This is a genomic window from Neobacillus niacini (assembly GCF_019749295.1).
GTDB lineage: Bacteria > Bacillota > Bacilli > Bacillales > Cytobacillaceae > Neobacillus > Neobacillus niacini_D.
In genome coordinates this window covers 414086-441044 of record NZ_JACWFG010000011.1, presented here as the reverse complement: position 1 = coordinate 441044, position 26959 = coordinate 414086, and the positions used below count along the sequence as shown (strand labels likewise).

Sequence of the window (26959 nt, the reverse complement as noted above, 5' to 3'; positions counted from 1 at the left end):
TTATTTCGTTTCTACTGGAATCTTTACATTTTGATATAAGTCTCTTAAAAGGTTTTTATTATTAATTGCTTCTTTCCATGGATCTTGAACCACAGACAGTGCCTCTTCGATTCGATGATTGTATTCCGTCACCATTAATTCATCCGATAATACCTCTCTAATATGGTCGATCCCTAAGCGCTCCACCCAAGCAGAGGTTCTCTCTAAATATTTAGCTGTTTCACGATAATATTGGAGGAATGCTCCAATCATCTCGACCAACTCATCTCCAGATTTAAACTTGAATAATAGATCCGCTTCACGGAGATGGGTCCCGCCGTTGCCACCGACATACATTTCCCAAGCACCCTCGACACCGACCACTCCTACATCCTTAATTCCACTTTCTGCGCAGTTACGCGGACAGGCAGACACAGCCATTTTCACTTTATGAGGAGTGTTTAAGCCTTCAAACTTCCTTTCTAATCGGATTCCCATTCCAATTGAATCCTGCGTTCCAAATCGGCAGTAATTTTCACCTACACAGGTTTTAACTGTGCGAAGTCCTTTTGAATAGGCTGATCCCGATGGCATATCAAGCTCTGCCCAAATCTTTGGCAGGTCTTCCTTATACACGCCAAGTAAATCGATTCGTTGACCACCGGTAACCTTAATCATGCCAACCTTATATTTATCCGCGACATCTGCAATTTTCCGTAAATCTTCTGAGGTTGTAACGCCGCCATACATTCTTGGAACAACGGAATAGGTACCGTCTTTTTGGATATTGGCATGCATTCTTTCATTCACATACCTGGCTTCTCGCTCATCCTGGTATTTCAATGGATTAACCATTCCTAAGTAATAATTTAAAGCTGGTTTACATTTAGAACAGCCATCTGTTTTCCACTCCAGTACGTTCATTACCTCGCGAATATGTGTCAGCCCTTTATCACGAATTTCTGCCAATACCTCTTCTCTTGACAATGTTGTACAGCTGCAGATTGCTTCCTTTTGATCTGCCTGATATTGGTCACCAAGTGTACAGGCAAGTAAATCAGAAACTAGTGATTTACAGCCTCCGCAGGAACGGGAGGCGTTCGTACAGCCTTTTACCTGGTCAACTGTCGTTAATCCATTTGCTTTAATGGCCTCTACAATACTTCCTTTTGTTACACCATTACAGCCGCAAATAAGTTCTTCATCCGCCATGCTGGCAACTAAATTTACCTCAGAATTAACACACTGAGATGACTCTAAATATTCCTCAATTAGTGCCCCTTTTTTAATAAAATCAAATAACTTATTTCCATCCTTCGTATCACCGAACAGCACAGCGCCTGCAATCTTTCCGTTTTCAATTAGTACTTTTTTATAAACACCATTCCAATCGTCGTACATTTTATATACTTTTGTTCCTTCATCCTCATTTATTTTTCCTGCTGAGAAAACATCGACACCTGATACCTTTAATTGAGTCGATAATACAGAACCTTGGTAGCCTTTATCCTGTATCCCGCAAAGTCTTTTCGCTAATACTTGTCCTTGCTGATATAGTGGTGCCACTAATCCATAGGCAATACCGCGGTGCTCGGCACATTCCCCTACCGCAAACACATTCGGGATTTCTGTTTCTAAATAATCATTTACGATGATTCCACGGTTAACTGGTATTCCAGCTTCTTGCGCCAACGCGACATTTGGTTTAATCCCAACAGCCATCACAACTAAATCAGCTTTTATTTTGCTGCCATCAGTAAACTTTAATCCTGTTACCTGTTTTCTGCCGGTAATTTCTGCGGTATTTTTTTGTAAAAGAAAGTTCATGCCCTGTTTCTCTAACTCTGCTTGCAGTAACTTTCCTGCCGTTCGGTCTAATTGACGCTCCATTAAGTAATCATAAATATGAATGACATCTACCTCCATCCCGAGGTTAAGGAGCCCTCTTGCTGCTTCTAAGCCCAGTAAACCTCCGCCAATGACCGCCGCTTTCTTAAATCTTTTTGAATATTCAATCATTTCTTCACAGTCTTTTATGTTTCGAAACGCCTTAACCCCTTCCTTATCTGCTCCCGGTAGAGGAAGCATAAAAGGGTTCGAGCCTGTTGCAATAATTAATTGATCATAGGACTCTTTACGTCCTTTATCTGTGCTCACACTTTGTGTTTTTGTGTTAATAGTTATTACACTCTCTCCAGGATAAAACTTAATTTTGTTATCTTCGTACCATTCCCATTCGTTCAACGTGATGTCACTTACCGAAGTACCACCTTGAAGGACCTTAGATAACTGAATTCGATTATAGTTTGGGTATGGCTCTGTGCCAAAAATGGTAATTTCAAAACCATCTGGATTGATTTTCAACACTTCTTCTATGGCTCTAACCCCTGCCATTCCATTTCCAATGAGAACTAGCTTTTGTTTTAACATCTGAACACCTTCCTTGTTTGTATTGAATTATCTGAATTATTTATAACATTATGACAGCTTTAATAACATGAGTTTGGAAGGTTATCTAACACATTATTTCAACACTTTAACTCAATAAAGCTCCTTATATCCCTTATTTCACAATGGTGATAACGGATACATTTAATAATGAAAAATACTACAAAAAAATTGGACTTCAATATTGAAGTCCAAAATAGATTTACCACATGAAACGTGTGTATATAAAATCCGCTGCCATTATTGCAAAGCCAATCGAAATATTGACCCAGCCTAAGAATTTTGAGGCAGTCTTTTCTTTTTTCATGGAAGCATTTCGGTATGCCTTTACATCCGTAAGCAGGATTAATCCCCCTGTCACCCAGCAGATTACGATTACATAATTTAGATATCCGATATACATAAAACGAACCCCTTATTTTGATTTCATTCCAACTCGGTGTATATGAGAATCAACACTTACATCAAACGTAATGTCCTGATAAATCTCATCCCATTTTTCTTTCGTTTTTACGTGTTTGTCCCAATATCGCGGTAATTTAGCTCGAAAATGTTCTCCAAATCCAAAAATATCAGATTTTGATTTTTGCGTCTTCGCAATTAATTTTTCAATCGATTTTTTTGTACTTTTCGATGCTTCTTTTTCTATTTTTTTCAGAATCGCAGAATCGGAAAGCTCGATACTTGCACTTTCCTTTTCATCAATCTCACTCTCGTACTGTATTTTGACTGACACATGCGGTCTCCCATTTCTAAGGGTGACCTTCGTTCTAGTTTTCCGGCTGACAGCCCTTACCAAAACAGATTCATCTTTGCCAGGAACCGTAATAAATGCACCATACCCACCTCTCCCAACTCCCCGCACGGCCATAAAAATACCAATTTCCAGGGGATTGGTCTTTCCGACCATCTTATCCCCATGAAAATATGCAAGACCATTAAGTTGTATAGTTGTCTTTTCTATTACAGTTAAATATGGCAAGTAAGGTTCCTGACCTTTACTTGAAAAAATGCTCCAAAATAAACCAATGAAACTCGGCGGAAATTTTCCTATTGCCGATAAATTGTCAACCATATCAGCCAAATAAAGAGATGGTACGCGTTCCAGCTCTGGATCTAAATTCATATATTTGGCAGCGGATTCCTTCGATACCACTAATGCTGCCGTTCTTCGAATTTCAGGGTTTCGTCTAAGGAAGTCATTGAACCGAGCAGTTCCATGTCTAGCTATTTCTTCACTCAGGACAATGATTCGTAAATGTCCTAGGAATAATTCATCTGCAACCTCCTGCTGCAAATTAAGCATAGCATCCTGCAGGGTATGGCCGACAACCTCTACAACCAAGACCGGCTTTTCAGATCCCCCTGGTTGCTGCGGTCCGAGCGGTATTCTTCCTGGAATGGCGATTTGCGCCGTTACCTTAATCATTTCTTCATCTGGAATCGGGATTCTTTTTCCTAAATGAGAGATTTCATCTTCCTTCTTTCGCTCTTCTTCGCTGGCCTTGTCAACTCCAAGCGCTAGAACATTCGCTCTCTGTTCGATTTCTTGACTGTCCCAGCAGCCGGATAATAAGGGTATAAGAAAGAATAAGAGGAAAACAACTATTAGCTCATGTTTGTTTTGCCACATTTTCCCCCCTCCTCCAGCTTCTGAGGAAATCTATGATAAGTAGAAAAGCCGGATACATAATGGTAATGAGTAAGCCCGCTCTACCGATATATTGGATAATCTCATACATATGTAATATATTTTGGGGAAGCATCGCCAAAAAAAACACAAAAGGCAAAATAAAATAGGAAAGCATCTTATGATCTTTCAGCTGGAAAAGTTCTTTTAGAGAATGAATGGTAAAGTAGTAGCTTGAGAACAAAGTAGTAAAAACAGCCAATACCCATACTGCTAAAAAGATAATATCCAGCCTTTGCAGAATGTTTCCTGGTACAGCAGTGGTTCTCGCCAGCTCTAAAGTCGGCCAAAAGATTTGTTTAATTTCTTCCGGACCAAAAATAGCCACTGTTGCAATGACAATTAACAGGTATAATCCGCCTGAAATCAAAATTCCCCAAAAACTTGCTTTCAGTGCTTTTTTTGGCGACTTCATGGAAGGGATAATCATGGTGATAATAAATGACCCCTGAAATAAGGCTGAAACCGTAAGCATTCCAGCAGCCATTCCCCGGAGGTCATTACCTAGGAATATTGGACGTAAATATAATAGATTTGCATTCTTTAATGAGAAAGCAACAACAATTAATACAGGTGCTAAAATCATGGGTACATAAAAATTGTGTATATAGGAAAAAACGTTGATATTATTTCTGCAGCTAATAGAAGCCAGTAATAGCATGACAATCACCGTCACTTCTAGCGGTGTTTCTCTTAAAACACCTGTTACAACAACAGCGCCAAATTCGCGGGCAGCCAAGCTGGTTAAGATAAGAAAGAAGGCGATAACAAAAATACTGAAAATTCTGCCCAGCCATTTACCTATAATATCCTGGCTATAGGTAATGATCGTTTTTTGAGGGTGCCGCATCCCTAGATAGGCTAGGATAAAAAGACCAACTGCAGCCAGAAAAATTCCTGTTAAAGTTACAAATGGGGCACTTGTTTCACCCGCACGGACTGCAAATAAAGGTAAAGGCAGGACTCCTACCCCAATAATGGTGCTAATTAAGATCGTCGTCGCTTGAATTGTTGTAATCTCCTTTGGATCCCCCATTTGCTGCATCCTCCCGCTGATCATTTCCGACCTTGTTGTGTTCTAAAACTTTATTATCATTAAGCCCCAGCCTATCATTGTTTGAAGACCGCAGAAATTGAGGTCTTTTTGGCATCCACCACAATGGACTGCGGATAACCACGTCTTTCATCCCTTGACTATCCTCCGGGGAGACAGGTGCCATATAAGGAACACCAAATGATTTTAAGGACAGCATATGATTGAAAATAAAAATGACCCCAATCATTACTCCGTATAGTCCAAAAATCCCAGCTAAAATCATAATAGGAAACCGAAGCATTCTAAGTGCAAAAGCAGCAGTATAGGTTGGTGTTGCAAATGAGCCGATTGTTGTTAAGGCAATAACAACAACCGTAATGGGGCTTGATAACCCCGCTTCAACAGCAGCCTGTCCGATAACCAATACGCCGACGATTGATAATGCGCCCCCTACTTGTTTTGGCAGACGGACGGTTGCTTCTCGTAATATTTCCATCGCAACCTCAATAATTAAAACCTCAATAACGGCGGGATAAGGAACACCTGCCCGGCCGCCGGCAACAGCTACTGCAAATTCTGTCGGCAAGAGCTCGGGATTAAAGGAAATAAGCGATACATATAGGGATGGAAAAATCAGTGAAAACACCAGTGCTAAAATACGGGCCAATCTAACGAAGCTTCCCATTAAAAATCTTGAAGAATAATCCTCTGTTGTTTGGTAGAATTGATTAAAAACAACCGGTACTAGTAAAGAAAAAGGCGACCCATCGACAAGAATGGCCACTCTTCCTTCTAATAGATTGGCAACGGTTTTATCCGGTCGTTCTGTCGATTGAGTCTGGGGAAATGGTGAAAAAGGATTATCTTCAATAAATTGTTCTAGATATCCTACATCTAAGATTGCATCAATATTAATCTCTGAGAGCCTTTTTTCCACTTCCTCGATAACCGTCTCATTTGCGATCCCTTTTAAATAACAAATCGCCACGGTTGATTTGGTCAAACGCCCGATTTTCATGGTTTTCACTTGGAATTCTGGTGTTGGCAGCCGGTATCTTAGCAAAGCTATATTCGTTAAGATACTTTCAATAAAACCTTCCCTCGGGCCTAGGATGACCTGTTCTGTTTCAGGCTGAGCAATCGATCTTTTTTCAATCTTGCGTGTATCAATATGAATCGATTCCTTAATACCATCAATAAAAATAACCGATTCCCCGCGGAGCATCAACTCGATTAACTGATCCATGTTTTCTCCAACCTTAGCCTGACTATGGTAAACAGTTTCAGTTACGATTAGATTAATTAACTCATTTATGGGTTTTTCTTTTCCTTTTATATGCTCAGGGACATACATTAATGGTTTTAAGATATCCTGATTAAGGACATCCTGATTAATTAAACTTGAAAGGCATACACTTGCAGCAGGAAATTGACCAAATATTTTAATTTGCTTTATTTGTAAATCCTCGTTATTACCAAGGAGTTCTTTTACTTCCTTTATTTTCACCATTAAAGAGCTAGAAGTCGGTGTGTCTCCCTTTTCCTCTGCAGCTTTACTCGGAATCAACAACTGTGGTTTTTTAACATTGCGTTTCTTCTTCCGAAATAAGGACACACTTCCACCTCCTGCCTATTAATTTTTACCAATTCCTCAATATTATTCCTCTGTTCCCTTTTCTAAACAAAATAATAAAACAGAAATCCATAGGACTTCTGCTTTATTTCAACCTGACTATAAATGTAAGAACTAAGATGACTATACCGACTAGTGAAATCCCGGCTGCTCCGAATTTGTTTTTATCCTTTATTAAAAAATAGGCATGGAGAAAGCTATAGGCTGCACCAAAAGAGACAACTGCCCAAAATATTAGCCTCATTAATCCTTCACCTTTTCCATTTCAGATTCCTTCAGCTGCTTCCCAAAGCCAATAATATCAACCTGAACATCAATATTTATGTCAGCATACGGGTAATTTTTATTCGTCCAATCCCATTCCTCGTATTCTTTTGTTGTACTGAATAATGGTCTTACAGCTAAAGACCAGTAAAAAGGTTCCGACTTAAATACTTTCTGTGTTTTTTCAACCAGCGCAATCATATTTTTCTCAATTTCCTTTGCAATCCATTTTTTCAAGATCATTTGTTTTTTCATATCACCACCATAATCAACCATACTAGGAACAGATAAAAGTTCAATTTCAAGGGGTACCTTTACATTAATTTTTGGCGGTCCCTTTCTCAATTTAACGTTTATATCTGTAGCCGTTTTTTTCTTCACCCTTATTGCAATTTTATAGTTCTTTTCAACAGGATCAGTAAAACTAACAAACATATCTTCAATTCTAGAAGTATTATCTAGTAAAAGTGAAACCCTGGTTTCTTCCCCTGTGAGTTTCCCAATCATTTTTCCTTCTTTAAAAACGGCTGATCCTATCAACTGAACGGGATTTCCGCCTTCTTTCGGAACAGAGCCTGCAATGTACTGGTCTTCTTCCTTAAAGGAGCTGCCTTCCTTTTTTTCACTCACTGACCCAGAGATAGCTAAGAATAAATCGGCATCTCCATCTGTAACCGCAAACAAACGATTAATCGTAGCCTCAGGTACTAAACCCGTTTCAATCGAACGATCAATAATAAATTGATAATACTTGTGGGGTCGAATCATCATTTCTGGTTTATTTTTACGGATAAATTCAGAGGCTTTCCCTTCAGAAACGATAATACTTGTTTCCCTCCTCACTTCTCTCTCCTTTAAGGCCGAACCTATAAACCTAAAAAACATATCCGATTTTGCTAATTCTTCTGAAACGACAATCGTTTTAGCATGACTAAATGAAATTTGCCGGGTCACAAAGGAGTTTGCCATGTTTTTTGCCGTGATAAAGTCGGGTGCAGTTAGCGTAATAATACTTTTTTCTCCTTTTTCACCTTGTCCTGTAGCACCTTTAATATTGAGTTTGGGATTCGAAAATTGAAAGGTGACGTCAATAGCCTGCTTTTCCTTTAAATCAACACCCTCTGGTATATCCAATCCAATTGCTGTTGCATACGACATTTGCTCTAGTTCCTTTCGATCCCAGCAGCCCGTCAGCATGCATACTGCAATGAGAATAACGAAGAATCTCAACCCTTTACCACCTCTTTTAACTTGATAACAATTAAAAGGAGCAGCGGCAGAAACAGCATCAGGTATTTCCCGTAGGTCATAATTTGATTTCGCAAGACAAAGATATTTTCAACTTGGTTCTCCGGCATAAGCCCAATTAACAGAATCAAGATGGTGATTGGAATAAGTGTATGCTCAAATTCTTCAATGTGAAATACATATCCGAATACTTTGCTAACCAAATAAATGTATACGGAGAATTTCACAATTACCACTAATAACCAGAAGGTTAAGAAAAAGGTTTCAATATTCGTAATAACTTTCCCTATTGATACGAATCGAATGGCCTCATTGAAAGGGTAGGTGATTTTCCCCACGCTTTGGTAATCAAATAAAAGCGCATAGGATAGATAGAGTAATGCCATGATCATAACCGAATATATAAGTGCTCCATACAGGCTTTTTGTATACGTCTTATGGCTTTTTACAAAGGGGTACATCATCGCAATGACAAGTCCATCTCCATAAATCGATATATATTTAAAACTTGCCTTCGCTATTTCCCACTTTCCAGGGCCAAATATAGGAAACATTCGATTTACCACATTATCTTTTGTGAGTAAAAAAACTAGAAGCGTTAAGGCAATTGTAACGTAGGGAAAGACCATCCATGCAACAGAACCAATTGATTCCCAGCCCTTCTTTGCACCACCCAAACAAATCAGCAAAAAGAGAAGATAAAGAATAAATGTTGGTGTTTTGGGAAAATTCATCGTCATTAATTGATCGGTATAACTTCGTGTTTCAAAGGAGGTATTTAATAACAAAATTGAGAATAGGATGAACCCAATGATAAAGGTAATCCATTTTCCAAACGCTGCTCTAGAGATTTCCAACAGATGTTTGTCTTGAAATTTTTTCAACAGAAAATTCAGGGCAAGGAAGGCTGGGAGGATGAATAAAAAAGAACCAATAATAACCATCCAGGAAGCGTTTAGGGTAATGTCGAATATAGTCGTTGCTGTCATATCGGTAGCTTTTGTACTAATCATGAATACCACAATCGCAAAAAACTCCCTGCCGCCCACTAGATCCTTTTCTACCTTCACCATACCATCACCCAATTTCACTCGTTTTTAATTGGTTTCTTTGTTAAATCTTTTGTTTTTACAAAAGCAGGTCTAAGACGCTCGTTCGTTAAAATCCTGCGGAATAGTGTGTCGTCCGAAGATTTGTATTTTGGCGTTAATGGTGCAAAATAGGGAACACCAAATGATTTTATCGTCGTTAGATAAAATAAGCCGCTTAAAAAAATTCCTACCATTCCAAATATCCCAAACACGCTGGCAGCCAGTAGAAATCCAAATCTTGCAATTCTAATCGCATAATTTAGATTTACATCACTTATGGCGAACGAAGACAAACCTGTTAGCGCAACAACGATTACGACAATAGGACTGACGACATTGGCTTCAACTGCTGCCTGCCCCAGTATCAAAGCCCCAACAATACCAATGGTTGGTCCAATTGGAGTCGGTACCCGTATTCCCGCTTCTCTAATTAATTCAAAAGCAAGTTCCATCATCAATAGTTCCAGAATGGCGGGAAATGGCACCATTTCCCTTGCGCCTGCGATGGCTAATAATAAATCAGGCGGCAGCATTTCTATATGATAATTCGTAATTGCGATATAGATAGATGGTGTGAATAATGTAATAAACATTGCTGCCATCCGGAGGAACCGAGTAAAGTTTCCATAGATAAACCGTAAGTAATGATCGTCTGCAGAATGGTAAAAAGCCCAAAAGGTAGCGGGGGCAACCATGGCAAATGGCGAATTGTTCATTACGACGATAACATGACCATCCTCGAAGAAGGAAGCTGCTCTGTCAGGTCTCTCGGTCAGTAAGATGGTCGGAAATAAGCTGGCTTTCCTGTCCTCGATGTGCTGAATGAGAAGGCTGAGATTTTGTACCGCATCCTTTTGTACAGCCCCAATTCTCGCCTTCACTTCATTTAGAACTTTTTCACCAGCCAGTTCTTTGTTGTAAATAATAAATACTTCATTATGTGAGCGCTCACCAATTACCATTTTTTCAACTGTAAAGTCCTCTGAACGTATTTTTTTATGGATTAGGGAAATATTTATATCTGCTCTTTCTACGAATGCTTCCTTAGGACCAAAAAGTGTTGTTTCGTTTTGTGGTTTTTCAACACTTCTCCCAGCAGCCGTACTAGTGTTAATCACATAGCATAGAGGCTCGCCATCAATAAGCAGCAAGGTATTACCGGTATTTAATTCTTTGATTGCCTTTTTTAGGTTTTTCTCTTCATTAAAGGCACTTGCACTAATAATGTTTGCTACTTCATTAGTCGATTGATCCCCATCCGTGAGTAAAGGTTTAATGATATGTTCATCCACCATTGTTATATCAGTTAGTGATGGAATATAGAAAATAACCCCTTTTTTCCGCATTATAGGGATCGTTAATGACCTCACCTTAAAATCAATATTTTGCGGAAAAAGATAGAGCTTTTTAAGGACTTCCTCATCTTTTGCTATATCCCCAGAGAAAGCATCAGTCTTACTATCGTTTTCAATATCAAAAATTTCTTTACTAGTTTCAAATTTGAAGCGTTTACTATTTTTAAAAAAGTGACTTTTCATATCGTTTCTCCTCCTGGGAGGGCTTCTTGAACTCATTGATATTTAGTTATTGTTTAGCAAATTAGATTAAATATCCTTTTTTTGAGGAAATCCCCATAACTCATCCTCAAAAATAAGGCTAAAGACTTAGAATGAGTTACATCCCTGGCTCATTATGCAGAGTCATATTCAAAGTTAGACTGTTAATAGAGAAAACACATAATTTAGAGGGAGAGAATGTTTTGAAAAGTAATGAAGTTTCAACTGTGTTCAAGATTGGCAGTATAAGCTTTGTATCGCTGTCCATCTTATTTTTATTTTGTATACTTGTTCAAGTGTTTTTTGCTGGATTAGCCATCTTTGTAAATCCTGTAAATTGGACAAAGCATACAGGTTTTATCCATTTATTCGAATTTATTCCTGTTTTAATGTTCGTCATCGCGTTTGTTGGAAAATTACCACGCTGGGCAATTGGACATAGTGCGGCATTATTTGGCGTCATTTTCATCATGTATTTCACAGCAAACATAACATCTGTTATCCCTTGGGCAGCAGCCCTGCATCCTGTCATCGCTTTCGTTCTGTTCTGGATGTCGGTTAAGACTGTCCCAAAGGTATGGCAAATGGCCTTTAAACGTGAGAAAGGTAAAGGGGTTGTAGGGGAATGAGAGTAGTTTTATTATTTATAACTGGCTTTGTACTAGGATTGATCACCACAGAAGTGATTAATATTTTTGGCTTCCTGTTGTATGACCAGACTATTGGATTGAAGTTTTTGCCCTTATTATTCGGCATTATGCTGGCTGCGATTGATTTTATGTTCCGCAGGAAATCAAACCTTCCAAATTACAAGAGCAGCCTCCACTAAGGAAGCTGCTCTCTTTGCATTACTTTTTCTCAAGACTAAAATTATTATCACTGTGCTTTTTACTAATATAGTAGCCTTTCTTTGGTTCTACATAGAAAAACAAAGGACATTTTAAATTTCTGGATATCATTTCCTGAAGTTTAATGGCATTATTGTGCTTTGTATGAAAAGCTCTTTCCGTCATATCAATTAAAATGGTGTGGCCATAGCTCATGAATACTTCAGTCAGATTGATTCCAACACGAGTGGTTGATTTCACATGAATTAGTGAAAACCAAACGCAGCTATGGCTTTTGATTTTCTTTGTTGGGAACATTAAAATACCCATTTGTGGATTTACACTTATAGGATGCATCCTCATCGGAGAGAGCAAATATTTAGAACTTCGTCTTGCTCCTAGAAAGTCTGAGCCCACATGTAATAATGTTTCCTCAATTAGTGCTATTGGTGTTTTTCTCACTAAAAAGGTATCTTCCCCTTCAAATACTCTTGACCATAATTCCCCTCTATCACTGTACTCTCCTGTTACGAGAACCGTCTTTTCATTAATTAGATGATTATCCCTAATATTCATATATCACTTATCCTCTTTTCTACTCGAAGTAATTGATTTTTTTGAGAATAAGAGTATACTAACCATAAAGTTGTATACTCAACTTGCTTTGCCCTTAGGTATCGTTCCTGTCAAGATCATTACCTGAGGGTAATTCTTTATCATTAGGTTTATATCAAACTTTTCCACTTAATTCCTCCTCAAAAATAAGTATATTTTACTAGAATATAGAATGTAAATCATTTGCCTAATAAAAAAATTTTGTCCTTCCATACAGATCTTTCGAGGATTATAAACCTTGTTGACTGCAGCATGTTTTGTATGTATAATGAAAGCGTTTTTATTTCCAATTAATCCGTTTCTCTTCGAAGACTGTGGTTCACATTTGATTTTAGCTGGTATTACAACTTTCCTGCTAATTCTTGAGTGTCACAGAGCACATTCAAAATTGGTTTTTGCCGTGTTTACTGAAAATTCACAGATACACAAAAAATACATATTTACCTACCCATCTATTGATTTTAAAAAATCTTACTCTTATAGGGTAAGATTTTTATGCTCTAATATGTTTACATAATATATTTATGTTCTACTTACTATTTCAATATAAGTTTCACATTTTAAAAAAACTCCTCATCACGGCTTGTGTGATGAGGAGTTTTTGTGGATTATTAATGATTGGCGGTTAACTGTTTAAACGGCTTTTAATTTTTGTGTGTCTTTGAATTTACTCTTTTGAATATAGATAAGTCTCCATGATAGGGCAATTCCTGCTGCCAATAGACCTGCGGTAAGGCCTATCCAATATCCAGTTGCTCCTAGATCAGTAAAGTTTGCCAAACCATAGCCAAGAGGAAGGCAAATTAACCAGTAGGCAATTAAGGTCATGATAAAGGCAAGATTCACATCTTTATAGCCGCGTAATGCTGCCTGTGCGGTGACTTGAATCGCATCACTAATTTGAAAGAACAATGCAAAGATTAAAAAGTGCGCCGTTAAGTTAATCACTTCTAACTCATTTGAATAAAACCCTGCCACTTGGTAACGGAATAGTACTACAAACACACCGGTAATAATGGCAATTAATATTGCTAAATAAATTCCTAACCAGCTGTAGGTTTTAGCGTCCTTGTACCTTCGTGCCCCCACTTCATATCCCACTAAAACCGTTTGTGCCATCGATATGCTAATCGGAATCATATACAAGAAGGAAACAATATTTAGTGCTGATTGATAAGCTGCAATGGTCGTAACATTAAATTTACTCAAAAGGATGGTTACGACTGCAAACATACTCGTTTCAAAAAAGGTTGACAGTCCCATAGGTACTCCAATTTTTAAAATTTCCTTACACTCTTGCCATGAAAATTGTTTCAGATTCTCGAAAACCAAAAAACTTGAAAATGGTTCCTGTTTTTTTACGATAAAAATTGTCATTCCGGTTATCACCCAATACGTGAAGGAGGTTGCGTAACCAGCACCTGCCCCGCCAAGTTCTGGGAATCCCCAATGTCCAAAGATTAACACGTAGTTTAAAAAGAAATTAAATGGCAGGGACAGAAGCAGGATATACATTACAATTCTTGTTTTTCCCAATGCATAAATAAACGATCTTAATACGTTAAAGATGAATAATGGAAGTATCCCAAAACTAAGACCAACCAAATAGTCAAAAGCAGTCCCATGGACTTCAGTTGGAAGATTCATTTTTCCCAAAAGAGGATCTAGAAAGAAAATACCAAGAACAATGATCACTACGGCGATCAAAAATGAAAGATAAAGTCCATGGCGAACCACAGACGCTACTTCACTGCTCCTCTTTTCCCCAAATCGCTGAGCAGCAATCGGTGAAACGGCAAGCAATATCCCGCTTATCCCGGTAAATATCGGACTCCAGATTGATGACCCTATGGCAACAGCGGCAAGATCTGCGGAATTGTACTTTCCTGACATAACCGTATTAAAAAACACCATCGAAAACATACCAAGCTGTGTTATTAAAATTGGTATAATCATGATAAATATTTGCTTTGTCTTTTCCTTTAAGGTAAAAGTCTGATTCATGTTGAAAACTCCTAAAACTGAAATATAAAACCAAAGATTCATTATACTGGATTTCCGGCTGTTTTTCATAAAAAAGTTAAAAGTATTATATAGAAATTTCGAATGCCGTAGTATAATAATATCGTTATTGATTAATAGAGAAACTGGTGAAGATGCGTGCGTACATACAATGAAAAGATTAGTATCTATCACGGCATGGTTTCAACCATCGCCATTAACCTTGCAGGTAATTTTTATCCCATCTTTGCTATCTCGATTCTTGGAGCGACCAATTTCCAGGTTGGATTGATTAGTTCACTTCCCCCTTTAATTGCACTCCTGATGACAATTCCTGCGGCCATATTATTGAACAGGTTAGAATCACAGAAAAGAACGGTAGCGATGTCTGTATAAGGAGCCCGCCTGCTCTTTCTGCTGCTCATTGCAGTTGTTTACATTGCCTCTCCTTACCAAGCCTGGGCATTTTTAATTATAATTGCACTTATGAATGTACCAGCCACCATTTCCAATATAGGCTGGCAGACCTTGATTAGCGGGATGATTAAAGACGAGCGAAGGGGTACTTTTTTTAGTGACCGTAACCGGTTATTAACCATAGCCGGTATGACTTCAACACTTGTCATTGGGATTATCATGAAAAACCAAACAACAAACGCTTCGGCCTACCAATGGCTATTTTTCGCTGCCTTGCTTTTTGGGTTAGGAGAGGTCTTCTTCTTAATGAAGCATAAAGAAAAAGTCCAATATTCCTCCAATACGAAAAAAGCGTCGATGAATTGGTCCATTTTTAAAGATCATGGCTATAAATGGTTTTTGATTGCGGCACTCTGCTTTAATTTCACTTGGCAAATGTCATGGGGAATATTCAATATTTATCATGTTCGAATCGCAGAAGCTACCATCCTTTGGATCAGTATCTTTTCAGTGGCATGTCAATTGGTACAAATCTTTACTTTCCCCTTGTGGAAAAAATGGGCAGAGGAAAAATCTAATACCCTCATGCTGGTCTGGGCTGCACTGGGCATGGCGCTTGTTCCTTTTCTAACTGTTCTTTCTACAAATCTATATTATTTAACTTGTGTTCAGGCACTATCCGGATTTTTTATTTCTGGTGTTGTTCTATTATTGTTCAACCTTCTGTTGGAACAATCACCACAAGAAACAAGAACGTATTGCATCACAACCTATAATGTACTGTTATCATTCGTGGCCTTTATAGCCCCTCAGATAGGAATACTTCTATTAGAAGGTCTAGGCATACAAAAATCCATGGAGTTAAATTCAATTATGAGAATAGGAAGTGCATTTGTATTTCTACTAATGTATTCTCGCACACGGAAATATACCCAAACTCTCTTATTAAAAAACTAGTCATTTTATCTAGTAAATTGGCATTTTCTATTGGACTAACTTAATATACTAGTCATATGGAGGTGTTATTTTTGCCAAACGATATCCAGGAAACAAAATCAATTCCAAGTTCCAACAACAATAAAAACACCGTAAAAGTAAACAACAACTTCAACCTCACCATTAACCTAGGGGACTCATTGAATTTACTAGCCCTCATCGGGGGTATTTACGTAATTCGAACATTAACCAAAAGAAACAAACAACAAAAACATAAACAAGAAAAAATGTAATGGAGTCTTATCCATTACATTTTTTTGTTTGGTGACAGGCACCATTTATACATTCACTGCATATCTCTTTCGCGCTTTAAAGTAGACCCATTCTTTGAAGCCTATTTCTTTGAGGCGGTTTTGGACGATTTCGAATTCGTCTCCTACTCGGTGTGGATCGTGGGCGTCGGAGCCGAAGGTAACTTTTACTCCATGGTGGAGTGCCATTTCTAATATTTCGTCCGCAGGATACCAGCCTCCTACGTATTTTGTTTTTCCTGAGGTGTTAATTTCGATAGCAATATCGCATTCTGCAATAACTTTTAAGGTGTGTTCGACTGCCGCGGTTTCTATCTTCGAAAATTCAGGATAATAGCCTTTCATGGCATCAATATGTCCTAAAATCTGAAACATGCCGCTGCGGGCAGATTGCTCAATTAAAGAATAATAGTTTTCTTTCGTCCGTATTTGTTCTTTGGAGCTTAGCCCTTCCCAGCGGTTCTTATTAAAAATACTTACTCCATCCACTTGATGTACGGACCCTATTATATAATCAAATGGATACCGGTCAAAATACGGCCGATAATTATCTACGTGTTCAGGAAAAAAATCAGCTTCAATGCCTAAAAGGACATCGATTTTTCCAGAATACTCTCGTTTTAACTTCAAGACCTCTTCTATATATTCAGGAAATTGGCTCTTTGCCATAGTTATATGTGGAAAGGGATGATCTTCTTCACTCGAAAAATAAGGTGTATGATCAGATATCCCAATGATATCCAAGCCTTTTTCTATGCCTGCTTCAATATAATTACGAATCCCTCCCCTTGCGTGCCCACAACGATCATGGTGTGTATGTAAATCAAATTTCATCCTTTGATTGCTCATTTATTCATCACCTCTAATGCCTATTTTCCCATAAAAAGGAATTCTCATTCTTTTCCCTATCTCCTGAAGTTTTTAACCAGATTCTGAATTTGGGATTAATTTATTCACCCCTTAAACATTCGTCTTCCATCCCCAAAATTCCTCTTTCTCACTACTTGTCCAAACAAAAATGCAAACCTATTCATAAGATATAATTATGAATTACGAATGAGAGGTGTTTTATGGAAGGTTGTAATTGTTGTGCAACAGTATCCTTAACTGCCATGCCAGTAGAAACCTTAATTAATCGTTTTCCATCCAATGGCATGATTACTGTATCTGCACGAATCTGTGATGTTAATTGTTCAGTCCAAAACAGTTTTATCTCCATTCTCTATGGTGACCATACAAATAAAGATAATAGCTTTGTTTTTAAATCTGTGGTATCCGGTTTACCCACTTGTGAACCTGTTTCCGGTGGCGGTGTCGGTATGATTGTGTCCGCTGATGGAGAGGCCACAGGAGTCTACTTTAATGACAACGCAACTCTATCAAACATCCATTTTCTCCACGGAACCATTATTGGTAATGCCATTTGTTCTATTTCATTAACAGCTAATGGACAAACCTTTGAAGTGCCAGGATGTATCTTTACTCATGATAACAAACAAAATTGAGCAGCTCCCAGATTGGAGCTGCTCATTTATCATTTTTTTAGATGATAGGGTACGGTTGTAATGACTACGTTTCTTTTATATAACAGGTATGCTTTAATAAGTAAGCTTGATTGATTATGGAGGACATTATGCCAGCCTTTTTTTGGTATAAATTGTGGAATAATAACTGTAACCCTGTAGTTTGCTTCACTAGCTTTATGCTGAATGGTATCCACAAATTTCGTCAGCGGCTGAATGATACTCCTATACTGGGAGTTTAGGGTTACGAGCCTTACGTCCGGCTGCCACTGTTTCCATTTCTTTTCAAATTTCTTCTCATCATCTCGCTCGAAGGAAACATATACAGCAAGAACCTGGTCTACTCCAAGTGATTTTGCATAGTTAAGAGTATTTTCTACTACTTGTGTAATACCCGCTACTGGAACAATAATTACGTTCCCTTCAATCGGAACAGCTGCCTCATTGGCATTGATTCTAAGCTGTTCTCCTACTGCCTCGTAATGTTTTCGAATTCTATAAAAAATGAAAACGATAACTGGCAAAAAGATGAATACTGGCCAAACCTGTGCGAACTTTGTTAAAAAGAACATAATCGTAACCACAAAACAGATTACTGCACCCAGTGTATTCACAATAAGCTTTTGTCTCCAGGCCTGAGGCTTTTCACGAAGCCATTTTAGCATCATTCCTGTTTGCGACAAGGTAAATGGAATGAACACCCCAACTGCATACAAAGGAATTAAGTGTTCCGTTTGTCCTTTAAAAAAGATGATCAAGAGAATGGACGCTAAACCTAAAGTGATAATACCATTGGAATACCCTAATCGGTCACCTCTAATCTTGAACATCCTTGGAATAAACTTATCATTTGCAAGATTAACTGCTAGTAATGGAAAAGCTGTAAACCCTGTATTTGCAGCAAGAATTAAGATTAAAGCCGTTGTGCCTTGTATAAAGAAATACATAATATTTCGCCCAAATGTTTGCTCCGCTATTTGAGAAACCACTGTAACCTTTTCATTGGGAGTAATACCATAGTAATAGGCTAGCACTACAATCCCCGAAAATAATATGGCCAGTAAACCTCCCATAGCAGACAAGGTTTTAGCAGCGTTATTAGGTGCCGGATCCTTAAAGTTGGGAATTGCATTTGATATCGCCTCAACACCTGTAAGTGCTGAGCTCCCCGATGCAAACGCCCTTAGAAGAAGAAATAATGAAATCCCAGCAACAGGTGTTCCAACCGGAGTATGCCATTCTGCTGGAACCTGCCCAGTAATAATATTGTATATTCCAGTACCAATTAAAATGAATAAAGCTAGTACGAATAAATAGACTGGATATGCTAAAATAGAAGCAGACTCCGTTACACCTCGCAGGTTTAAAGTCGTAATAAATAGGACAAAAAGAATCGCAATACCAACATTATAATCATGCAGGGCAGGAAAGGCAGAAGTAATGGCATCTGTTCCGGCAGAAACACTTACTGCTACCGTTAAGATATAGTCTACAAGTAGTGAACCTCCCGATATTAGCCCAAAATTCATCCCCAAATTTTCTTTTGATACTACATACGCTCCTCCCCCATGCGGGTAAGCAAAAATAATTTGGCGATAAGATAAAATTAAGGCTAATAATAAAACTAACACTCCGATTGCAATTGGAATGGAATACCAAAATGCGGCAGCGCTAATTGTCATCAGGACAATTAGTATTTGTTCCGGTCCATATGCGACCGAGGATAAAGCGTCAGATGAAAGAATTGCTAACGCTTTTGTTTTATTCAGCTTCTGCTCGCCTAATTCTGCTGATTTTAAAGGTCTTCCAATTAAGAATCTTTTGACTGACGAAACCACTGTTTCCACCACCAAGTTTTTGTGAGATTTATAATCTATTTTTAAAAAAACACAAAAAAATGCCTACAAGTCAAAGTTAAATAGACTTGTAGACATTATTAAACTTGTCTCACAAGCTCCACCTTCCTTCTCATTAACGCTTACGAGGTTAGCTGTCGGATTCGGGCCATTGAGTAGCCCTACCTATTAAAGGATTCACCCCTTGGATATACTATCCACATGAATGGGTCCCCCGCACCAATTTGGTCTCAGCGATTTAGAAATATGAAACTGTGATTATCATACTCCTGTGTTTATCAAAAGTAAATTAAAATTTTTAATAAATTATAGATTGGAGAAATTTATGTCTAAAAAGAAAAAGCCACTTTTGACTGATGAATTTCTAGATGAACTTGCTAAAGAAATAAATGAGTTATATGGTGAATCAAATGAACAAAATGATGATCAAACAGAGGATGAATAAGAGAATATAATCAACATCTCATATTTCACTATAACAATAGTACACTTGTCCAAATTACTTAAATCTCCCCCATTTTTAAGACAATACTGCTTATATGTACATATACTAACGTATCCAGTATTTATGGTTGGGAGGAATAAAAATGGAAAATGTTATTCTGCTATCCAAAAACACCTCGAATAGAGGGATATTGACTCTTCACCCCAAATTAGCAGAATCAATGGGAATTACACAAATTACAGCTAGAAAAATCAGATTTGGAGCAAATACCTATCAATCTATTGTAGACATTTCTGATGAGCTGCCATTGAATGGGGCAAGCCTTTCTGAGGATATTTTGGACATGCTGAACATTCCACAGCATTGCACTCTTGAAATCAAGCAGATTGGCAATGAAATACAGCTAGGACCCTTTATTGGTTTACTTGCAGGTTACTATCAAAGCTCCATCAAAAAATATCTTGATCAACTACGTGATTACGTCCTGCTATATCATGAGATTAAGGGCGCTATTCTTGTCTTTTCTCTTGACCATGTTGATAAAACCAATCAAACAGTAAAAGGATATCTTTATAATCCTCGGACTAAACAATGGGAAGAAGGAACATATCCATACCCTGGGTCAATTTTTGTGATGACCTCTTCAGTAAGCTCCGCATGGATTCAGCATTTCAAATCGGTCATTGGTAATGTCGTTTTTAATGATTTTTTTCTGACGAGGTGGAGTATTCACAAGAAATTAGCAGGTTCAATTGGTGTAAAATGTTATCTGCCAGATACCAATCTTTATGGCTCTCCTCAAGATCTTTACTACTTTCTAAAGAAATTCCCTAATCTAACAGTTAAGCCGCTAAATAGCGCAAATCGTTCAGCAATAAGAGTATTCCTTAAAGACTCTAACTCTCTCGTGATAACGAATCTCAGAACCAGGGAAACCAAGAGTTTCAAATTTTATAATCGGGACCAAGCCTATTCGATTTTCCGGCAGTATTTTAAAGATGGAGAATATCTGATCCAAGAATCGATTGATGTAACTGGCTATCGAACAATTACCATCCGGATAATTACCCTAAAAGACGATTCAGGTCAATGGAATGCAATGGGGTTATTTACTAGAGGAGATCAATCAGGTCAAAATGTAGAGAAATTAATGCCTTTAGTTAAATTTAAAAAAGAGCTGGTATCAGAGTTCTTAGAACAAAGTGATTTATATGCGTCCCTTACCTATCAGGAATTGATCCATATAGCAATTGATGCTGTCAAAGAAGTGGAAAGTATAGGCGTGCATTTTGCTAATGGGGCTGTAGATATAACAATCGGAGAATTAGGAGATATCTGGATCACCGAAATCGATTACTTTAATCCATCGCATGAAATTGCTCTAGTCGCCGGATATCCAAACCTTTACTATGAAATCTTAAAAACCAATATGCTTTATGCTAAAAAACTAGCAGGTTTTTAAAATAACAAAAGAGCTATCATTAGCTCTTTTTTGCTATTTCTATTATTTCCTTTAATTCATTGGTAAAGCCTTTAACTGCTTTATCTCCTAACACAGTTACCGGAACTCCTAAAAAGCCATATTTTTCAACTTCTGTTTGATAGGCAGCATCCAATGAAATATCCCTAACCTCAAATGGAATGCCTTCTTCCGTTAGGACCTTTTTTACCATTGTGCATTCAATGCAGTCGTTTGTGGTATAGACGATTACTCCTTTAGTCATTACTTTCACCCTCCTTCCACACTATTACTATTCATTAAAAAAAATATGTTCTGCGACCATTTTATCACTAATGGAGATCACTCCAAAAGAAAACAACTTCTGTCTTCTTTTGTCTGTTGGTGAACCTGGATTGAAGAGTAATAAGTCCCCTTCATACCTCATAACAGGAATATGAGAATGTCCAAAAATAATACAATCAACTTTTTCATCCTCAAATGCTGCAATGGCACGTTTTTCAGTTGTCTTCCCCTTTCCATGCCCATGTGTAATTCCTATACGAAAGCCGCACACTTCTACAACTTTTTTGTCGGGTAATAATCCAGCTAATTCTTCATTATCTACATTTCCATAAACACCTTCAACTCTTGCATAAGATTGCAGCTCTTTATATACATCTAAGGTCTGCCAGTCTCCTGCATGAATGATTAAATCTGTTGTCTTCAAATCTTCTATCAACCTAGGTGGTAATCCTTTTTCCCTTTTAGGTAAATGTGTATCTGATAGTACGACAATTTTCATTATTTTTCCCCTTGATTTTCTAAAGAATATACAAATTCGAAGTGAAATACACTCCCTTAAGAGTTGTTCAACTAGGTTTACGACATCATTTATTGACATCTTACCGCTAAAAATGTCTATTCATGCGCTTTCCCAAGAAATCAAAACTTAATTTCCTGAATATTTAAAAATCTATAATTTATTATTCTCTACATAATTTGTAATCAATTGATTTAATTTGTCAGCAGCTTTTGTAGGAATTTGATGTTTTTCCTTATCTAGGAATATTAAATTACTTTTTGGCAACTTGCTGCTTAAGAGATTGGCGCAGCGATAAAAGGATTTGTCTTTTTTTCCATAAATCAATAATATCGGAAGATTAATCTGTTCTAGCTGTTCTGTACAAGAATAAATTACACTATTTTGGAAATATTGATTAATATTTCTGGCGTCTCCTTTAATCGCTTCATTATACAATAATGTAAACGTCTCTCTAGAATCGGAATTGCCATATGTAATGGCTTTAGCGAGGAAAGATAAAGCAGATGGGTTTGCGAGTTTGATTGCTATAGAAATCCTTTGGCGAAGATAAAAATCACTAGCTTCCGACATTCCGCTTACCAGTATGCCTCCTATTGCTCTACCCGGGTAGGTCAGCATGAATTCTAGTGCAACAGAGACACCTGTAGAGTATCCGCATAGAATGACTTTTTCTATTCCTAAATGTTCTAATAAACGTTTCATATCTTCCACAATTAAAGGATAGGAAATCTTTATTGGTGAATACTCACTTTTACCATGACCTCTTATATCAAAAGTAATCACTTTGAAAGTATGAGATAGTTCATTGATTTGGTATCTAAAATTCTCACTGGTAAGTAGAGGCGGATGAATAAAAACAATCGGAATTCCATCACCGATAACAGAAAAATACAAGCTAGTTCCATCTCCCATCTCTAACATCGCCATCGAATCACCCCAATAAAGTACTCCTCAATAAAATAATAGTATTCTCAAAGCCCCACATATCATACTTAATTAATACAACAAATGTCCACCCTGAGTGGACATTTGTCTTTTTGTGGTGCCTGTCACCAAACAATATTCATTATAAAAACAGAAATGCTAATGGGGCTGTTATCAATATTGTCAGCACAACTCTTTCGAACCAAATGACAACTAGTTTTCCGATGGTTAATGGAATCTCGGTTGATAGGATACAAGGTACTACAGCTGAGAAGAAGATAATAGATGATACAGAAACGACTGCAATGACAAATTTGGTTACCAGTGCTGCTTTTGTAACGAGCAGTGCCGGCAAGAACATTTCTGCGATAGAGACTGCACTTGCTTTTGCGGCCAGCATAGGGTCTGGTAGTTGTACCAAAGCTGTGAATGGGTAGAATAGATATCCTAGCCAATCAAATACCGGGGTAAACTCTGCTAGAATAAGACCGAGTAACCCAACAGACATGATAGAAGGCAAAATACCCATTGTCATGACAAATCCATCTTTCAGATTTAACCAGATATTCTTCCCTAGACTTGGTGTTCCATTTGCCGTAACCATAGCTTCCTTCCAAGCAGTCTTGATACGCTCCTTTTTAACTATTACCTCTTTATCGCCCTCCATGTCTTGATAGTACGCATCACTCATCTTGTTTAATGGCCAAATTCGAACCGTAATCGCTGTCACGATGAAGGTTACGACAAAGGTTACCCAAAAATAAGTGTTCCAGATTTCCATTAGATTTAACGTTTTTGCAACGACAATCATAAAGGTCGCCGAAACCGTTGAGAAACCTGTAGCAATAATCGCGGCTTCCTTAATGGAATATTTACCTTCCTTAAAAACGCGATTTGTAATTAAAAGTCCGATCGAATAACTGCCAACAAAGGAAGCAACGGCATCGATTGCTGATCTTCCCGGGGTCTTCCAAATCGGTCTCATAACCGGCTGCATGAATATTCCGATAAATTCAAGCAGCCCATATCCTACTAATAAGGCTAGAAATACAGATCCAATTGGCACTAACAACCCAACAGAAATAACGAGTTTATTAAAAAGGAACGGAGCCATGTCCGAATCAAAAAACCACTTCGGACCTATATTAAAAACAAGCATAAATGATGCGATGAAACCAATTATTTTCAAAATGGAAAATACAACGGAAACACTATCCTTATTCCATGTTTTCTTCACAAACGGATAAATTGCCCCAAGCATGATTACCAGCAAAGCATAGTAGGGCAATGCACTTGGTACCGCTTTCTGAATATAAGAAACAAAATGGTCGAGCATAATCGATGATTTGCCATTTAAGGTAATTGGAATAAAAAATACAAAAATACCAATCGCGCTAAATAGAAAAAACTTTACCACATTCATTAAATTTCCATTTTGTAATACAGGCTGTTGTGCTTTTGATAACGGTTGATTCTCCAATCCCAATTCCCCCTTGTTCTACTAGATTGAAACTCATCTACCCATTTGTCCACCTGGGGTGGACAAATGGGCCAAAATGTCTTTTTGCGGTGCCTGTCACCAAGTCTAGCATTTCGATATCATTCGCTATCTATCTGCTAGCACTTTGTCGAAGCATGACTCCTGTTAGGAAAGTGAGGAATACGTGCGTTCCTAGTTTGACGGTTGGCTGGACGGCTGTGTCTTTTAGTGGATCTAGGCAGACGATGTCCATGGCTTCGACTTTTGGGTGCTTCCCGGCTGCTAGTACCCCTTCCAGCAGTTCAGCGGTTGTCATGCCCCCCGGCGTTGAGGCCGGTACCCCTGGAGCATAAGCAATATCTAGAACATCCATATCTACTGTCAAATAGATGGTATCTACTCTCGAAGATAACTCATCTAAGCATTTCAAAACTGTCTCCTCTATCCCCTGTTTTCGAGCTGCACGAAGTGTAAAATAATTGACTCCCTTTTCATCGGCATACTGTTTAAGATCCTTCGTATTATAAAAGCCATGCAGACCAATATTGTACATATTGCTCCCTTCCACCACTCCGCTCTCGATTAAATTGCGCATAGGTGTTCCGTTTGAAGGACCATTATCCGACATGTCTCTCAAATCAAAATGAGTATCAAATTGCAGGATACCAATCCTTTCAGAAGGCTTTGCCTTGTGCATTCCTTTTACCATCATGGCTGTGATTGAGTGATCGCCGCCAATACCACATACCTTTGAATTCAGAAACTGCTGATGCAGCAAGGTTGATGCTTCCATAATATTTTGATGACACTTACTTATATCCGTAACATGCATGGGAACGTCACCTGCATCTATTGCAGTTAATTCCGACAAATCAACGTCCTCATCGAGATTATAAACAGCAAAGCTCCGCCATGAACGTCTGAAAGCTTCAGGAAATTCAGATGCACCTGATGCGCTGATTGATGAACGAGATAACGGAACACCGAGAATGACCACCTCGGCGTTCTTAGCCTTTTCAAGTTCAGTTATTTCAGTAAGGGGCTGAATCCATTCATGAACCTTACTCATTAACCCATTGTCTGGACGTACCCACATAAAACCAGGAGGATTAATTTTTGGATAGAGAAAGCTCTTCAATTAATTGACCTCCCCTAACAACTACCTTCCCAGACTTCACAACGGTATGCGTATGATTCACCCCATATGAGTATTGAAGTTTCATATAATTATTTACATTGAAAATCGTAATGTCTGCCTTTTTTCCAACTTCTAAACTGCCTATTTCTAGGCCTCGATTAATGGCATGTGCTGCATTTATCGTTGCAGCACTGATTACTTCTGCAGGAGTCATCCCCATTTTCAAACAGCCAAGATTCATAATAAATGGCAGGGACACGGTTGGTGAGGAACCAGGGTTGCAATCGGTCGATAATGCGACAGGGACCCCAAGATCAATCATTTTTCGGCCGTTTGCCGACTCTGCCATTAAAAAGTAAGCAGTACCCGGTAATAACACACCCACTACTCCTTTCCCAGCCATCGCTTTCATACCTTTTTCAGAGGCCCTTAATAAATGGTCAGCAGAAATTGCCCCAACCTCAGCAGCAAGTTCTGCCCCTTCATACGGTTCAATTTCATCCGCGTGAATTTTCGGTATCAGGCCGTGCTGTTTCCCAGCCTCCAGAATTCGCTTTGATTGTTCTGGAGTAAAAACGCCATGCTCACAAAATACGTCATTGAATTCTGCTAATCCCATCTTAGCCACTTTTGGGATCATCTCAGTAATGAGCAATTCCACAAATTCATCTGGGCTCTCTTTATACTCTTTTGGTACAGCATGAGCACCCATAAAAGTTGGAACCACATCAATAACATGCTTTTCATTCAGCATTTTCGCAACTTCAAGCTGTTTAAGCTCTGTTTCCCATTCCATTCCATAGCCGCTTTTTGCTTCCACGGTAGTCACTCCGTGGCGCAGAAATTGATTTAAGCGTTCAAAGCTTTCTTCAAAAAGCTCTTCATGAGAGGCTGACTTTGTTCGCCTAGTCGTGGCATGAATCCCCCCGCCGCTATTCATGATATCCATGTAGGTTGCACCCTGCAGCCTCATATTAAACTCATTTTCCCTGCTGCCAGCAAAAACAAGATGGGTATGAGGGTCTACAAGTCCTGGTGTTACAAGCTTTCCACTAGCATCCACCACATCTGCCTCATTCAGACGACTTTCGAATTTTCCAAAAATCTCCTCATCCGCACCTACAGCCTGGATAACACCGTTTTCAATCCATACACTTCCATTTTCAATCACACCAATCTCAGACATCCCTTCCTTTACAAGGGGAGCCTGTGAACTCCCCTGTAATGTCACGAGCTGAGAAGCATTTCTTATAAAAAGTGGCTTATTCATCCAATCA

The 26959-nt window shown here is 38.3% G+C and carries 27 protein-coding genes and 1 riboswitch; of the genes, 8 read left to right on the top strand and 19 right to left on the bottom strand.

Annotated features, from left to right (window positions below; all coding sequences use genetic code 11):
- The 9 genes from nirB to H0184_RS15895 form a co-directional block, all read right to left on the bottom strand.
- Positions 1 to 2409 carry a nitrite reductase large subunit NirB gene (nirB, locus tag H0184_RS15935; RefSeq protein ID WP_221826986.1) on the bottom strand — a complete coding sequence of 803 codons (2409 nt, stop codon included), beginning with the start codon at positions 2407 to 2409 and terminating at the stop codon, positions 1 to 3.
- Between the two features lie 220 nt (positions 2410 to 2629).
- Positions 2630 to 2830, bottom strand: coding sequence for a CLC_0170 family protein (locus tag H0184_RS15930; RefSeq protein WP_221826985.1), 201 nt, complete (start codon positions 2828 to 2830; stop codon positions 2630 to 2632).
- Between the two features lie 12 nt (positions 2831 to 2842).
- Entirely contained in the window at positions 2843 to 4060 is a 1218-nt protein-coding gene (locus H0184_RS15925; protein ID WP_221826984.1) for a Ger(x)C family spore germination protein, read from the bottom strand.
- A complete protein-coding gene (locus tag H0184_RS15920; protein WP_221826983.1) occupies positions 4041 to 5153 on the bottom strand; it encodes a GerAB/ArcD/ProY family transporter in 1113 nt (370 codons plus the stop codon). Before H0184_RS15920 ends, H0184_RS15925 begins: the two co-directional genes overlap by 20 nt.
- Positions 5101 to 6768, bottom strand: coding sequence for a spore germination protein (locus H0184_RS15915; RefSeq protein WP_313771774.1), 1668 nt, complete (start codon positions 6766 to 6768; stop codon positions 5101 to 5103). Before H0184_RS15915 ends, H0184_RS15920 begins: the two co-directional genes overlap by 53 nt.
- Positions 6769 to 6871: 103 nt before the next feature.
- Positions 6872 to 7030 carry a hypothetical protein gene (locus tag H0184_RS15910; RefSeq protein ID WP_221826982.1) on the bottom strand — a complete coding sequence of 53 codons (159 nt, stop codon included), beginning with the start codon at positions 7028 to 7030 and terminating at the stop codon, positions 6872 to 6874.
- The gene (locus H0184_RS15905; RefSeq protein ID WP_221826981.1) at positions 7030 to 8280 is read right to left on the bottom strand and encodes a Ger(x)C family spore germination protein; all 1251 of its coding nucleotides are present in this window, start codon (positions 8278 to 8280) and stop codon (positions 7030 to 7032) included. Before H0184_RS15905 ends, H0184_RS15910 begins: the two co-directional genes overlap by 1 nt.
- The gene (locus H0184_RS15900) at positions 8277 to 9371 is read right to left on the bottom strand and encodes a GerAB/ArcD/ProY family transporter (RefSeq protein ID WP_221826980.1); all 1095 of its coding nucleotides are present in this window, start codon (positions 9369 to 9371) and stop codon (positions 8277 to 8279) included. Before H0184_RS15900 ends, H0184_RS15905 begins: the two co-directional genes overlap by 4 nt.
- A gap of 14 nt (positions 9372 to 9385) precedes the next feature.
- Positions 9386 to 10927, bottom strand: coding sequence for a spore germination protein (locus H0184_RS15895; RefSeq protein WP_221826979.1), 1542 nt, complete (start codon positions 10925 to 10927; stop codon positions 9386 to 9388).
- A gap of 221 nt (positions 10928 to 11148) precedes the next feature.
- Here H0184_RS15895 and H0184_RS15890 point away from each other — a divergent pair, with 221 nt between their 5' ends.
- Complete coding sequence (locus H0184_RS15890; RefSeq protein ID WP_221826978.1) at positions 11149 to 11574, top strand: DUF6220 domain-containing protein; 426 nt, start codon at positions 11149 to 11151, stop codon at positions 11572 to 11574.
- A complete protein-coding gene (locus tag H0184_RS15885) occupies positions 11571 to 11774 on the top strand; it encodes a DUF5957 family protein (protein ID WP_221826977.1) in 204 nt (67 codons plus the stop codon). The genes H0184_RS15890 and H0184_RS15885 overlap by 4 nt, the downstream gene beginning before the upstream one ends.
- Before the next feature lie 19 nt (positions 11775 to 11793).
- On the opposite strand, the gene H0184_RS15880 is transcribed toward H0184_RS15885, so the two are convergent.
- Positions 11794 to 12348: a competence protein ComK gene (locus H0184_RS15880; protein WP_221826976.1), complete on the bottom strand. Its 555-nt coding sequence runs from the start codon at positions 12346 to 12348 to the stop codon at positions 11794 to 11796.
- A 672-nt stretch (positions 12349 to 13020) separates the two neighbouring features.
- Entirely contained in the window at positions 13021 to 14391 is a 1371-nt protein-coding gene (locus tag H0184_RS15875; protein WP_221826975.1) for an MATE family efflux transporter, read from the bottom strand.
- Between the two features lie 156 nt (positions 14392 to 14547).
- Between H0184_RS15875 and H0184_RS27725 the strand changes: the two genes are divergently transcribed.
- The 3 genes from H0184_RS27725 to H0184_RS15865 all read left to right on the top strand — a co-directional run bounded on the left by H0184_RS27725 (position 14548) and on the right by H0184_RS15865 (position 16034).
- Positions 14548 to 14784, top strand: coding sequence for a hypothetical protein (locus tag H0184_RS27725; RefSeq protein ID WP_260631600.1), 237 nt, complete (start codon positions 14548 to 14550; stop codon positions 14782 to 14784).
- A 9-nt stretch (positions 14785 to 14793) separates the two neighbouring features.
- On the top strand, positions 14794 to 15762 hold the full coding sequence (locus H0184_RS15870; protein ID WP_313771787.1) for an MFS transporter: 969 nt from the start codon (positions 14794 to 14796) through the stop codon (positions 15760 to 15762).
- Between the two features lie 71 nt (positions 15763 to 15833).
- Positions 15834 to 16034: a hypothetical protein gene (locus H0184_RS15865; protein ID WP_221826974.1), complete on the top strand. Its 201-nt coding sequence runs from the start codon at positions 15834 to 15836 to the stop codon at positions 16032 to 16034.
- Between the two features lie 45 nt (positions 16035 to 16079).
- Here H0184_RS15865 and H0184_RS15860 read toward each other — a convergent pair whose 3' ends face one another.
- A complete protein-coding gene (locus tag H0184_RS15860) occupies positions 16080 to 16886 on the bottom strand; it encodes a histidinol-phosphatase (protein WP_221827191.1) in 807 nt (268 codons plus the stop codon).
- A gap of 236 nt (positions 16887 to 17122) precedes the next feature.
- Between H0184_RS15860 and H0184_RS15855 the strand changes: the two genes are divergently transcribed.
- Positions 17123 to 17557, top strand: coding sequence for a hypothetical protein (locus tag H0184_RS15855; RefSeq protein ID WP_221826973.1), 435 nt, complete (start codon positions 17123 to 17125; stop codon positions 17555 to 17557).
- A 29-nt stretch (positions 17558 to 17586) separates the two neighbouring features.
- Here the strand turns inward: H0184_RS15855 and H0184_RS15850 are convergent, their stop codons facing one another.
- On the bottom strand, positions 17587 to 19413 hold the full coding sequence (locus tag H0184_RS15850; RefSeq protein WP_221826972.1) for an APC family permease: 1827 nt from the start codon (positions 19411 to 19413) through the stop codon (positions 17587 to 17589).
- Between the two features lie 122 nt (positions 19414 to 19535).
- A riboswitch (cyclic di-AMP (ydaO/yuaA leader) is annotated at positions 19536 to 19677 on the bottom strand.
- Positions 19678 to 19756: 79 nt separating this feature from the next.
- On the opposite strand from H0184_RS15850, the gene H0184_RS15845 reads away from it, so the two are divergent.
- Both H0184_RS15845 and H0184_RS15840 read left to right on the top strand, forming a co-directional pair.
- Positions 19757 to 19876 carry a hypothetical protein gene (locus H0184_RS15845; RefSeq protein ID WP_221826971.1) on the top strand — a complete coding sequence of 40 codons (120 nt, stop codon included), beginning with the start codon at positions 19757 to 19759 and terminating at the stop codon, positions 19874 to 19876.
- 142 nt (positions 19877 to 20018) lie between these two features.
- A complete protein-coding gene (locus H0184_RS15840) occupies positions 20019 to 21338 on the top strand; it encodes a YheC/YheD family protein (RefSeq protein WP_221826970.1) in 1320 nt (439 codons plus the stop codon).
- 19 nt (positions 21339 to 21357) lie between these two features.
- Here H0184_RS15840 and H0184_RS15835 read toward each other — a convergent pair whose 3' ends face one another.
- The 6 genes from H0184_RS15835 to hutI all read right to left on the bottom strand — a co-directional run bounded on the left by H0184_RS15835 (position 21358) and on the right by hutI (position 26952).
- A complete protein-coding gene (locus tag H0184_RS15835; RefSeq protein ID WP_221826969.1) occupies positions 21358 to 21600 on the bottom strand; it encodes a glutaredoxin family protein in 243 nt (80 codons plus the stop codon).
- A gap of 27 nt (positions 21601 to 21627) precedes the next feature.
- Positions 21628 to 22119 (bottom strand): metallophosphoesterase family protein, encoded by a 492-nt coding sequence (locus H0184_RS15830; protein WP_221826968.1) that lies wholly within the window; start codon positions 22117 to 22119, stop codon positions 21628 to 21630.
- A 171-nt stretch (positions 22120 to 22290) separates the two neighbouring features.
- Positions 22291 to 23067, bottom strand: a complete 777-nt coding sequence (locus tag H0184_RS15825; RefSeq protein ID WP_221826967.1) for an alpha/beta fold hydrolase — start codon at positions 23065 to 23067, stop codon at positions 22291 to 22293.
- A gap of 139 nt (positions 23068 to 23206) precedes the next feature.
- Entirely contained in the window at positions 23207 to 24487 is a 1281-nt protein-coding gene (locus H0184_RS15820; protein ID WP_221827190.1) for a YjiH family protein, read from the bottom strand.
- 187 nt (positions 24488 to 24674) lie between these two features.
- The gene (locus H0184_RS15815) at positions 24675 to 25682 is read right to left on the bottom strand and encodes an agmatinase family protein (protein WP_260631598.1); all 1008 of its coding nucleotides are present in this window, start codon (positions 25680 to 25682) and stop codon (positions 24675 to 24677) included.
- Positions 25654 to 26952, bottom strand: a complete 1299-nt coding sequence (hutI, locus tag H0184_RS15810) for an imidazolonepropionase (RefSeq protein ID WP_221826966.1) — start codon at positions 26950 to 26952, stop codon at positions 25654 to 25656. Before hutI ends, H0184_RS15815 begins: the two co-directional genes overlap by 29 nt.
- Positions 26953 to 26959: the final 7 nt, after the last annotated feature.

What these genes read in the sequence shown, in the direction of transcription:
- nirB (WP_221826986.1), bottom strand. Translation starts at nt 2,409, where the DNA reads ATGTTAAAACAAAAGCTAGTTCTCATTGGAAATGGAATGGCAGGGGTT.
- H0184_RS15930 (WP_221826985.1), bottom strand. Translation starts at nt 2,830, where the DNA reads ATGTATATCGGATATCTAAATTATGTAATCGTAATCTGCTGGGTGACA.
- H0184_RS15925 (WP_221826984.1), bottom strand. Translation starts at nt 4,060, where the DNA reads ATGTGGCAAAACAAACATGAGCTAATAGTTGTTTTCCTCTTATTCTTT.
- H0184_RS15920 (WP_221826983.1), bottom strand. Translation starts at nt 5,153, where the DNA reads ATGGGGGATCCAAAGGAGATTACAACAATTCAAGCGACGACGATCTTA.
- H0184_RS15910 (WP_221826982.1), bottom strand. Translation starts at nt 7,030, where the DNA reads ATGAGGCTAATATTTTGGGCAGTTGTCTCTTTTGGTGCAGCCTATAGC.
- H0184_RS15900 (WP_221826980.1), bottom strand. Translation starts at nt 9,371, where the DNA reads ATGGTGAAGGTAGAAAAGGATCTAGTGGGCGGCAGGGAGTTTTTTGCG.
- H0184_RS15895 (WP_221826979.1), bottom strand. Translation starts at nt 10,927, where the DNA reads ATGAAAAGTCACTTTTTTAAAAATAGTAAACGCTTCAAATTTGAAACT.
- H0184_RS15885 (WP_221826977.1), top strand. Translation starts at nt 11,571, where the DNA reads ATGAGAGTAGTTTTATTATTTATAACTGGCTTTGTACTAGGATTGATC.
- H0184_RS15880 (WP_221826976.1), bottom strand. Translation starts at nt 12,348, where the DNA reads ATGAATATTAGGGATAATCATCTAATTAATGAAAAGACGGTTCTCGTA.
- H0184_RS15875 (WP_221826975.1), bottom strand. Translation starts at nt 14,391, where the DNA reads ATGAATCAGACTTTTACCTTAAAGGAAAAGACAAAGCAAATATTTATC.
- H0184_RS15860 (WP_221827191.1), bottom strand. Translation starts at nt 16,886, where the DNA reads ATGAAATTTGATTTACATACACACCATGATCGTTGTGGGCACGCAAGG.
- H0184_RS15855 (WP_221826973.1), top strand. Translation starts at nt 17,123, where the DNA reads ATGGAAGGTTGTAATTGTTGTGCAACAGTATCCTTAACTGCCATGCCA.
- H0184_RS15845 (WP_221826971.1), top strand. Translation starts at nt 19,757, where the DNA reads ATGTCTAAAAAGAAAAAGCCACTTTTGACTGATGAATTTCTAGATGAA.
- H0184_RS15840 (WP_221826970.1), top strand. Translation starts at nt 20,019, where the DNA reads ATGGAAAATGTTATTCTGCTATCCAAAAACACCTCGAATAGAGGGATA.
- H0184_RS15835 (WP_221826969.1), bottom strand. Translation starts at nt 21,600, where the DNA reads ATGACTAAAGGAGTAATCGTCTATACCACAAACGACTGCATTGAATGC.
- H0184_RS15830 (WP_221826968.1), bottom strand. Translation starts at nt 22,119, where the DNA reads ATGAAAATTGTCGTACTATCAGATACACATTTACCTAAAAGGGAAAAA.
- H0184_RS15825 (WP_221826967.1), bottom strand. Translation starts at nt 23,067, where the DNA reads ATGGCGATGTTAGAGATGGGAGATGGAACTAGCTTGTATTTTTCTGTT.
- H0184_RS15820 (WP_221827190.1), bottom strand. Translation starts at nt 24,487, where the DNA reads ATGAATGTGGTAAAGTTTTTTCTATTTAGCGCGATTGGTATTTTTGTA.
- hutI (WP_221826966.1), bottom strand. Translation starts at nt 26,952, where the DNA reads ATGAATAAGCCACTTTTTATAAGAAATGCTTCTCAGCTCGTGACATTA.